This window comes from Pseudomonas sp. MF09150, from assembly GCF_059862355.1.
Window position 1 is genome coordinate 1442425 of record NZ_JCBCUS010000001.1, and the last position, 9586, is coordinate 1452010.

Annotated in this window: 11 protein-coding genes and 1 tRNA gene; 3 read left to right on the top strand and 9 right to left on the bottom strand. The window is 56.0% G+C overall.

Going from position 1 to position 9586, the window contains the following annotated elements; translation table 11 throughout:
* Positions 1 to 128: 128 nt before the first annotated feature.
* From AC19YX_RS06370 to AC19YX_RS06380, 3 genes are all read left to right on the top strand, one after another.
* Positions 129 to 440, top strand: coding sequence for a hypothetical protein (locus AC19YX_RS06370; protein ID WP_500605938.1), 312 nt, complete (start codon positions 129 to 131; stop codon positions 438 to 440).
* An 85-nt stretch (positions 441 to 525) separates the two neighbouring features.
* Positions 526 to 912 (top strand): hypothetical protein, encoded by a 387-nt coding sequence (locus tag AC19YX_RS06375; protein WP_223817938.1) that lies wholly within the window; start codon positions 526 to 528, stop codon positions 910 to 912.
* Positions 798 to 1961, top strand: coding sequence for a tyrosine-type recombinase/integrase (locus AC19YX_RS06380; protein ID WP_500606136.1), 1164 nt, complete (start codon positions 798 to 800; stop codon positions 1959 to 1961). The genes AC19YX_RS06375 and AC19YX_RS06380 overlap by 115 nt, the downstream gene beginning before the upstream one ends.
* A 79-nt stretch (positions 1962 to 2040) precedes the next feature.
* Here AC19YX_RS06380 and AC19YX_RS06385 read toward each other — a convergent pair.
* The 9 genes from AC19YX_RS06385 to thrS all read right to left on the bottom strand — a co-directional run bounded on the left by AC19YX_RS06385 (position 2041) and on the right by thrS (position 9495).
* Positions 2041 to 2117, bottom strand: a tRNA-Pro gene (locus tag AC19YX_RS06385).
* Between the two features lie 90 nt (positions 2118 to 2207).
* Positions 2208 to 2564: a MerR family transcriptional regulator gene (locus AC19YX_RS06390; RefSeq protein ID WP_007920509.1), complete on the bottom strand. Its 357-nt coding sequence runs from the start codon at positions 2562 to 2564 to the stop codon at positions 2208 to 2210.
* Entirely contained in the window at positions 2545 to 2847 is a 303-nt protein-coding gene (gene ihfA / locus AC19YX_RS06395) for an integration host factor subunit alpha (RefSeq protein WP_002553164.1), read from the bottom strand. Before ihfA ends, AC19YX_RS06390 begins: the two co-directional genes overlap by 20 nt.
* 3 nt (positions 2848 to 2850) lie before the next feature.
* Positions 2851 to 5229 (bottom strand): phenylalanine--tRNA ligase subunit beta, encoded by a 2379-nt coding sequence (pheT, locus tag AC19YX_RS06400; RefSeq protein WP_500605939.1) that lies wholly within the window; start codon positions 5227 to 5229, stop codon positions 2851 to 2853.
* Positions 5230 to 5255: 26 nt separating this feature from the next.
* Positions 5256 to 6272 carry a phenylalanine--tRNA ligase subunit alpha gene (gene pheS, locus AC19YX_RS06405; RefSeq protein WP_020300163.1) on the bottom strand — a complete coding sequence of 339 codons (1017 nt, stop codon included), beginning with the start codon at positions 6270 to 6272 and terminating at the stop codon, positions 5256 to 5258.
* Positions 6273 to 6381: 109 nt separating this feature from the next.
* Positions 6382 to 6738 carry a 50S ribosomal protein L20 gene (rplT, locus tag AC19YX_RS06410; RefSeq protein ID WP_002553161.1) on the bottom strand — a complete coding sequence of 119 codons (357 nt, stop codon included), beginning with the start codon at positions 6736 to 6738 and terminating at the stop codon, positions 6382 to 6384.
* Positions 6739 to 6766: 28 nt separating this feature from the next.
* Positions 6767 to 6961: a 50S ribosomal protein L35 gene (gene rpmI, locus AC19YX_RS06415; protein ID WP_002553160.1), complete on the bottom strand. Its 195-nt coding sequence runs from the start codon at positions 6959 to 6961 to the stop codon at positions 6767 to 6769.
* 60 nt (positions 6962 to 7021) lie between these two features.
* Entirely contained in the window at positions 7022 to 7573 is a 552-nt protein-coding gene (gene infC / locus AC19YX_RS06420; protein WP_170827566.1) for a translation initiation factor IF-3, read from the bottom strand.
* The gene (gene thrS, locus AC19YX_RS06425; protein ID WP_500605940.1) at positions 7573 to 9495 is read right to left on the bottom strand and encodes a threonine--tRNA ligase; all 1923 of its coding nucleotides are present in this window, start codon (positions 9493 to 9495) and stop codon (positions 7573 to 7575) included. Before thrS ends, infC begins: the two co-directional genes overlap by 1 nt.
* Positions 9496 to 9586 lie beyond the last annotated feature (91 nt).

A 9586-nucleotide genomic window follows, 5' to 3' on the forward strand; every position in this document is an offset into this window, starting at 1 on the left:
GCCAGGACATAGGCCGGGCGAGCCACGCAACCATCCCACGGCGCAACGCTGGCAGCTATCAGCACCATCTGAAACATCCCACTCAACAATCTAAACAGCCTGCCGGCCGGCGGGCGAGGTATGCACGCATGAACAAAACTGACGCAAAACGCATTGCGGAAACCATAACTATCGAACAGCTGGAGACCATGTTCGAGCGCGCCAAGGCCGGGATCACCAACTGGGAACAAGTCAGTGCTGTAAATCCTGGAATGACCAAAGGGACAGCGTGGAACATTTTGAGCGCCGGACTCAAATCAGTCGGCGGGCCTCGCACAAGAGTTCTCGCCATCACCAACATGATTTGGGAGTTTGGCGACTTCCTCGACGATTCGCTAAAGCCAGCCAAAAAGAAGCGCCAGCCGGCGCCGACCCCATATCACCAGCAGCCGAACTTCTAACAACCACCTTCTGCCGCCCAGCGCGGCAAGGACACCAAATGACCATTAATTCAGCGCGGCCCCGAATGGGCTGTGGGAGATAGCTATGGGCGCTCAACAGCTGATCCCTAGATTCATCAGGGCAAAGGAAGCACCTGGATACCTGGGCATGTGCCGGGCAATTTTCGACGAGACAGTCAGGCCGTTTGTAAGTGAGTTCCCCATCGGCGGGCGCGGCGTCGGGTTTGATCGGCAGGAACTGGACGACTGGGCCACGGCCTACGTCGAGGCAAAGGCGATTGATAAAAAAGGCGCAACGGAGCAACAATCGCCCCGCAGCGAGCGCCAGAAAGGAGATAAATCATGGCGCGAAAATCGATCACAGGCCTCTCCCAAAGGAAAGGTATCTGGCATATCGACAAGAAAATCAACGGAGAACGACTTTACGAAAGCACTGGAACTGGTGACCGGGAAGAAGCGGAGCGCTACCTGATCTACCGGCTGGAGCAGATCCGGCAACAGAAGGTGTACGGCGTAAAGAAGGTGAGGATCTGGCGGGAGGCGGCGACTCGCTTTCTGCTGGAGTTCAAAGATCAGCCTTCAATCAAGCTGTCGGCGCATCACCTTTCGCAGCTCGACCCATTCATTGGCGACATGCCGCTGACCCACATTGATGACCAGGCCTTGGTGCCATTCATCAAGGATCGGTTGGCGACGAAGAAACTGGAGGGCGGGAAGGTAAAGAAGGGTGTCAGCAATAGGACGGTGAATATCTCGATCGAGCGCGTGGTTCGGGTTTTGTCGTTGTGTGCCAGGAAGTGGCGAGACGATGAGCGCAGGCCGTGGCTGGATAGCGTGCCGATGCTCACGAAGCTGGAAGAGAAGAAGTCGAGCCGCAAGCCGTACCCGATGTCATGGCCGGAGCAGTCGATTCTTTTTGGAGAGTTGCCGGCTCACCTGCAAACGATGGCGCTGTTCAAGGTGAACACCGGCACGCGTGAGCAGGAGGTCTGCAAGCTGAGGTGGGATTGGGAGATCGCGGTACCGGAACTGGGCACCAGCGTATTTCTGATACCGGCCGACTTTGGGGGAAGGCACGAACGCTCCGGCGTCAAGAACGGCGACGAGCGCCTGGTTGTGCTGAACAGCGTGGCCAGGTCGATCATCGAGAAGCAGCGCGGCATAAGCAAGGAGTGGGTTTTCCCATACAACGGCACCGCGATGCACCGAATGAACGACTCGGCCTGGAAGAAGGCGCGGGTGAGAGCGGCGAAACTCTGGCAGGAGGAAAACCTTCGCCCCGCTCACCCGGGTTATGCATCCATAAGGATTCACGACCTCAAGCACACATTTGGCCGCCGGCTGCGTGCGGCAGGCGTAACCGAGGAAGACCGAAAGGCTCTTCTGGGGCATAAGAACGGCAGCATCACCAGCCACTACTCGGGCGCAGAGCTCGGGCATCTGATTGAAGCTGCGAACATGGTATCAGCAACCGATTCGCGAGGACCGGTCCTGACAATTTTGAAGAGGAAGCAGGCGTGAAAAATAGAGAAGTCACGCAAAAGTCACGCACACGAAAAAGGCCAATGCTGTGAACATTGGCCTAAGTCATTGAAAAATATGGTCGGGACGGAGTGATTCGAACACTCGACCCCTAGCACCCCATGCTAGTGCGCTACCGGACTGCGCTACGCCCCGACTAGGCGTGATACTGGGTTCGCTTCTAACGAAGCGATGAAGAATATATCGCAAGCTTTTGAAATATGGAAGTATTTTAAAAGCAAAAAATCACTTCTTGAGCACCACCAAGACATCCTCCAGCTCGGAGATCATTTGGCGGATCAATTGCTTGTATTGGGTGGTGTCGTCTTTGGCCTCATCACCGGAAAGACGCAGGCGCGCACCTCCGATAGTAAACCCTTGATCGTAAAGCAACGCGCGGATCTGCCGGATCATCAGCACATCCTGGCGCTGATAATACCGGCGATTTCCGCGGCGTTTGACGGGGTTGAGTTGAGGAAACTCCTGCTCCCAATAACGCAGCACATGCGGTTTGACCGCACAGAGCTCGCTGACCTCACCGATGGTGAAGTAGCGTTTACCCGGGATGACGGGTAGCTCGTCGTTATGACTTGGTTCCAGCATAAGCCTCAACTCGGGCCTTCAACTTCTGCCCTGGACGAAAGGTGACCACACGGCGAGCCGTGATCGGGATTTCTTCTCCCGTTTTCGGGTTGCGGCCAGGACGCTGGCGTTTATCCCGAAGGTCGAAGTTACCGAAACCGGACAATTTGACCTGTTCGTTGTCTTCGAGAGCGTGTCTGATTTCTTCAAAAAACAGTTCGACCAATTCCTTGGCCTCACGTTTATTCAGACCCAGCTCTTCGTAGAGACGTTCGGCCATTTCAGCTTTCGTCAGAGCCCCCATACGTCACTTCCTTAACGTGGCGTTCAACCTTTGTTCGAGCGAGGTGAGGATATTTTGTGTCGCAGAATTCACCTCATCATCATTAAGAGTGCGCGATGGATGCTGCCAGGTCAAGCCAACTGCAAGGCTTTTTCTATGCGGATCAATGCCTTTACCCTGATACACGTCAAATAGCCTGAGGTCTGTCAGCCATTCACCTGCATTTTCACGGATTACATCCAACACAGCGCTGGCTGCGACGTCTTTGTCGGCCACCAGTGCAAGGTCACGACGCACTTCAGGAAAACGCGACAACTCCTGGAATTTAGGCATTTTACCCAGAGCAACTTCGGCCAGAACGAGCTCGAAGACGAAGACCGGGCGATCCAAACCGAGGTTTTTCGACAGCTCGGGGTGAATGGCGCCCACATAACCCACCAAGCGACCTTCACGCTCAATGCGGGCCGTTTGCCCCGGGTGCAACGCTGGGTGGCTACCAGGCACGAAACTGAACGAATCCAGAGCACCGGCAAAGCCCAATACCGCTTCGACATCAGCTTTGACGTCAAAGAAATCCACGACGTCGCGACCTTGCGCCCAGCCTTCAGGCAAGCGACTGCCGCAAACCACACCAGCCAGCATTGGCTCTTGCTTCAGACCTTCCAACTGACCGACAAAGCGCAAGCCGCTTTCGAATAGACGGACACGATCCTGCTGACGATTCAGGTTGTGCTGAAGTGCCTTGACCAGACCAGGCCACAGAGAGGCGCGCATGGCTGCCATGTCATTCGAAATCGGGTTGGCCAACAACAGCGGCTCAACGCCAGGGCTGAACAATTCGAACTGCTTCGGATCGATAAAGCTATAAGTAATCGCTTCCTGATAACCACGAGCGACCAGAAGGCGACGCAACTCAGGCAGGTCGCTACGCGCTTCCGCCTTGGCTTGAGGTGCCAGGCGAGCCTGCGGGTAACGAACCGGCAGACGGTTGTAGCCGTACAGGCGGGCCAACTCTTCGATCAAATCAACTTCCAAGCTGATATCGAAACGATGGCTTGGCACCTCAACACGCCACTGCCCTGCCCCATCAGCGAAAACTTTCAAACCCAAACCAGTGAGCAGACGCTCGACTTCGGAAGCGTCGATTTCCAGGCCAAGCATTTGGGTGACGCGCTCAGCACGCAAGGTGATAGGCGCAACCGAAGGCAGATGCTGTTCGCTAACGGTTTCGATGATCGGACCAGCTTCACCACCAGTGATTTCCAGCAGCAGGCCGGTAGCACGCTCCATGGCTTCACGGGCCAATTGCCAATCCACGCCGCGCTCGTAACGATGTGAGGCATCGGTGTGCAGGCCGTAGGAACGCGCCTTGCCGGCTACCGCGATCTGATCGAAGAACGCGCTTTCAAGGAAAATATCGCGAGTACCAGCAGTAACGCCGCTGTGCTCCCCCCCCATGACACCGGCAATCGCCAGGGCACGAGTATGATCGGCGATGACCAGGGTATCGCCACGCAGGGTAATTTCCTGGCCATCGAGCAAGACTAGTTTTTCGCCTTCGTCAGCCATGCGCACGCGGATGCCGCCATTGATTTCGGCGAGATCGAAAGCGTGCAGCGGCTGGCCAAGCTCCAGCATCACGTAGTTGGTTACATCCACGACCGCATCAATGCTGCGTACGTCGCCACGACGCAGACGCTCGACCATCCACAGCGGTGTAGGCTTGGACAGGTCGACATTGCGGATGACGCGGCCCAGGTAGCGCGGGCACGCAGCGGGCGCCAGCACTTCAACCGGACGCACTTCATCGTGCACCGCTGCAACGGCAGCCACAGCTGGACGTGCAACCGGCTCGGCGTACAAGGCGCCGACTTCGCGAGCCAAGCCCGCCAGGGACAGGCAGTCGCCACGGTTCGGGGTCAGGTCGACCTCGATGCTGGCATCGTTCAGGTTGAGGTAGGTACGAATGTCTTCACCCACCGGCGCGTCCGCAGGCAACTCCATCAAGCCGGAGTTGCCCTCGCCCACTTGCAGTTCTGCCTGGGAGCACAACATGCCGTTGGACTCGACACCGCGCAGCTTGGCCTTCTTGATCTTGAAGTCGCCAGGCAGCTCGGCACCGATCATGGCGAATGGAATTTTCAGGCCTGGACGCACATTGGGCGCCCCGCATACCACCTGAAAAGTTTCCGCGCCATTGCTGACTTGGCATACACGCAGCTTGTCAGCATCCGGGTGCTGCTCGGTGCTCAGCACCTCGGCCACTACCACGCAACTGAAATCACCGGCGGCCGGCGTTACGCTATCGACCTCAAGACCGGCCATCGACAGACGAGCAACCAGCTCGTCGCGACTTACCTGCGGGCTTACCCAGCCACGCAGCCATTGTTCACTGAATTTCATCCTGCTCTCCTAAAGATCCGTTACGACTAGCGAAATTGCGCGAGGAACCGCAAGTCGTTGTCGAAGAACAGACGCAAGTCGTTCACGCCGTAACGCAGCATGGCCAGACGCTCAACGCCCATGCCGAAGGCAAAACCCGAGAACTCTTCCGGGTCAATCCCGGACATGCGCAGCACGTTCGGGTGCACCATGCCGCAACCCATCACTTCCAGCCAGCCAGTCTGCTTGCAGACGCGGCAGCCTTTACCGCTACACATCACGCACTCCATATCGACTTCGGCGGAAGGTTCGGTGAACGGGAAGTAGGAAGGACGGAAACGTACCGCAAGCTCTTTTTCGAAGAACACCCGCAGGAACTCTTCGATGGTGCCTTTCAGGTCGGCAAAGTTGATATCGCGATCGACCAGCAGGCCTTCGACCTGATGGAACATCGGCGAATGGGTGATATCGGAGTCGCTGCGATACACACGGCCCGGGCAGACGATGCGAATTGGCGGCTTGGTCGACTCCATGGTGCGGACCTGTACCGGCGAGGTATGGGTGCGCAACAGCATGTTCGCGTTGAAATAGAAGGTGTCATGCATCGACCGGGCCGGGTGATGGCCTGGGATGTTGAGCGCCTCAAAGTTGTGATAGTCGTCTTCGACCTCAGGGCCTTCGGCAATGCCGTAGCCGATATGGGTGAAGAACTGTTCGATACGTTCCAGAGTCCGAGTAACCGGATGCAGACCACCAGAGGTCTGGCCGCGGCCAGGCAGGGTCACGTCAATGGATTCGGCGGCGAGTTTGGCCGCAAGATCGGCCTCCTCGAACAACGCCTTGCGCGCATTGAGAACCTCTGTGACACGCTCCTTGGCAACGTTGATCAGGGCGCCGACTTGCGGACGCTCTTCTGCCGGCAAATTCCCCAGGGTCTTCATCACCTGAGTCAACTCGCCCTTCTTGCCAAGGTAGTGAACCCGGATTTGCTCCAGGGCATTGATATCTTCAGCGCTTTGCACAGCCTCTAGTGCTTGAGAGACCAGCGCATCCAGGTTTTCCATGTACAGACTCCAGATACAAAATAGGGGAAGAGCTTGAAGGCTCTTCCCCTATTTATGACGTTTAACACCCTAGCCCACAGAGGTGAGCCCAGGTGACTGTCGGGGGTACTTAAGCCAAGGTGGCTTTAGCTTTCTCGACAATCGCAGCAAACGCCGCTTTTTCGTTCACTGCCAGATCAGCCAGAACCTTACGGTCGATCTCGATGGACGCTTTTTTCAGGCCAGCAATGAAACGGCTGTAGGACAGACCGTTAACACGTGCACCAGCGTTGATACGAGCGATCCACAGAGCGCGGAACTGACGTTTTTTCTGACGACGGTCACGGTAGGCGTATTGGCCTGCCTTGATTACCGCTTGCTTGGCAACACGGAATACGCGCGAACGTGCACCGTAGTAGCCTTTAGCAAGTTTCAGAATTTTTTTGTGACGCTTACGGGCAATGACGCCACGCTTTACACGAGCCATGAGTTACTTCCTCTATTCTTGACTAAAATTAACGAAGGCGCAGCATGCGCTCGACTTTTGCCACGTCGGACGGATGCAGCAAGCTGCTACCGCGCAGTTGACGCTTACGCTTGGTCGACATTTTAGTCAGGATGTGGCTCTTGAAAGCGTGCTTGTGCTTGATACCGTTAGCAGTTTTCAGAAACCGCTTAGCAGCACCACTTTTAGTTTTCATCTTTGGCATGTTCGGATACTCCGCATTCAGTTGATAAACATAATCAGAAGGCCTGCCGTGCCCTATTGATTACTTCTTCTTTTTCGGGGCGATGACCATGATCAGCTGGCGTCCTTCCATCTTAGGATGCTGTTCGACCGAACCGTACTCGAGCAGGTCAGCTTCAACCCGCTTGAGGAGTTCCATCCCCAGCTCCTGGTGGGCCATCTCACGGCCGCGGAATCGCAAGGATACCTTGGCCCTGTCCCCATCACTCAGGAAACGTACCAGGTTGCGCAGTTTTACCTGGTAATCCCCTTCCTCCGTCCCTGGACGAAACTTGATTTCTTTTACTTGAATCTGCTTCTGGTTTTTCTTCGCTGCGGCAACCTGTTTCTTCTTTTCGAAGATCGATTTGCCGTAGTCCATCAGTTTGCAAACAGGGGGCACTGCATCGGCGGAAATCTCCACCAGATCCAGCTTGGCCTCTTCAGCCTTAAGAAGCGCGTCTTCAATTGACACAATCCCAAGCTGTTCACCTTCAGCCCCAATTAACCGAACCTCGCGTGCCGAGATATTCTCGTTGATCGGGGCTTTCGGTGCAGCTCGTTTATCTTGTCTCATTTCACGCTTAATAGTAATTACTCCGAATCTGGGCGACCACGCCGGGAAACCGCTTGTGCGAGGAACTCCGAAAACTGGGCGATGGGCATCGAGCCCAGGTCAGCACCTTCACGGGTACGCACAGCGACAGTCTGCATCTCGACTTCCCGATCTCCGATAACCAAGAGATAAGGAACCTTGAGCAAAGTATGCTCGCGGATTTTAAAGCCGATCTTTTCATTTCTCAAGTCGGACTTGGCACGAAATCCGCTTTGATTGAGAGTTTTTTCGACTTCAAGGGCAAAATCTGCCTGTTTATCAGTGATATTCATGATCACTGCCTGAGTCGGAGCCAGCCACGCAGGGAAAGCCCCCTCGTAGTGCTCGATCAGAATTCCGACGAAGCGCTCGAACGAACCAAGAATCGCCCGGTGCAACATGACCGGATGTTTACGGCTGTTGTCTTCGGAGACGTATTCGGCACCCAGACGGATCGGCAGGTTGAAATCGAGCTGCAAGGTACCACACTGCCAGACACGGCCAAGGCAATCTTTCAGCGAGAACTCAATTTTCGGACCGTAGAACGCGCCTTCGCCCGGCTGCAAGTCGTAAGGCAGGCCCGCGCTATCAAGCGCCGCAGCCAAGGCCGATTCGGCCCGATCCCACAACTCATCGGAACCCACGCGCTTTTCAGGGCGAGTGGAAAGCTTCATTTCGATGTCTTTAAAGCCGAAGTCGGCATAGACATCCATGGTCAGCTTGATGAATGCAGCGGATTCAGCCTGCATTTGCTCTTCAGTACAGAAGATGTGCGCATCGTCCTGAGTGAATGCGCGCACGCGCATGATGCCGTGCAACGCACCTGACGGTTCATTACGGTGGCAAGCACCGAACTCGGCCAGGCGCAGCGGCAGCTCGCGGTAGCTTTTCAGGCCCTGGTTGAACACCTGCACGTGGCACGGGCAGTTCATCGGCTTGATCGCGTAGTCGCGGCTTTCCGACTGAGTAGTGAACATGTTTTCAGCGTAGTTGGCCCAGTGCCCGGATTTCTCCCACAGGCTGCGATCCACGACCTGAGGTGTCTTGATCTCCAGGTAGCCGTTATCGCGCTGAACCTTGCGCATGTACTGCTCGAGCACTTGGTACAGGGTCCAGCCGTTAGGGTGCCAGAACACCATGCCCGGTGCTTCTTCCTGGGTATGGAACAGACCGAGACGCTTGCCGATCTTGCGATGGTCGCGCTTTTCAGCCTCTTCGATTCGCTGGATGTAAGCCGCCAGTTGCTTCTTGTCGGCCCAGGCGGTGCCGTAAACGCGCTGTAATTGCTCGTTCTTGGCATCGCCACGCCAGTAGGCGCCGGACAGCTTGGTCAGCTTGAAAGACTTCAGGAAGCGTGTGTTCGGCACGTGTGGACCGCGGCACATGTCGACATATTCTTCGTGGTAGTACAGGCCCATGGCCTGTTCATTCGGCATGTCTTCGACCAGGCGCAACTTGTACTCTTCGCCACGGGCCTTGAACACATCGATCACTTCGGCGCGCGGAGTGACTTTCTTGATCACGTCGTAATCTTTTTCGATCAGCTGCTGCATGCGCTGTTCGATCGCCACCAGGTCGTCCGGAGTGAAAGGACGCTCATAGGCGATATCGTAATAGAAGCCTTCATCAATGACCGGGCCGATAACCATCTTCGCAGTCGGATACAACTGCTTGACCGCATGGCCGACCAAGTGGGCGCAAGAGTGGCGAATGATCTCCAGCCCCTCTTCATCCTTTGGCGTGATGATTTGCAGGGTCGCGTCGCCGTCGATCAAATCGCAGGCGTCGACCAGCTTGCCATTGACCTTGCCGGCCACGGTGGCCTTGGCCAAGCCTGCACCAATGGATGCGGCGACCTCGGCTACGGAAACCGGATGATCGAATGAACGTTGACTGCCGTCGGGAAGAGTAATGGTGGGCATGGCGCCTCCTCTCCTAGTGGTGACCCCTACCAAAGGTCACGTGGGTTGGGATGAGCCAGTACGCGGTTCAATCCAGGCCGTTGTCTGACAA

Coding starts and splice junctions, on each gene's coding strand:
- AC19YX_RS06375 (WP_223817938.1), top strand. CDS start 526: ATGGGCGCTCAACAGCTGATCCCTAGATTCATCAGGGCAAAGGAAGCA.
- pheS (WP_020300163.1), bottom strand. CDS start 6,272: ATGGAAAACCTGGATGCGCTGGTCTCTCAAGCACTAGAGGCTGTGCAA.
- rplT (WP_002553161.1), bottom strand. CDS start 6,738: ATGGCTCGTGTAAAGCGTGGCGTCATTGCCCGTAAGCGTCACAAAAAA.
- rpmI (WP_002553160.1), bottom strand. CDS start 6,961: ATGCCAAAGATGAAAACTAAAAGTGGTGCTGCTAAGCGGTTTCTGAAA.
- ihfA (WP_002553164.1), bottom strand. CDS start 2,847: ATGGGGGCTCTGACGAAAGCTGAAATGGCCGAACGTCTCTACGAAGAG.
- thrS (WP_500605940.1), bottom strand. CDS start 9,495: ATGCCCACCATTACTCTTCCCGACGGCAGTCAACGTTCATTCGATCAT.
- AC19YX_RS06370 (WP_500605938.1), top strand. CDS start 129: ATGAACAAAACTGACGCAAAACGCATTGCGGAAACCATAACTATCGAA.
- pheT (WP_500605939.1), bottom strand. CDS start 5,229: ATGAAATTCAGTGAACAATGGCTGCGTGGCTGGGTAAGCCCGCAGGTA.
- AC19YX_RS06390 (WP_007920509.1), bottom strand. CDS start 2,564: ATGCTGGAACCAAGTCATAACGACGAGCTACCCGTCATCCCGGGTAAA.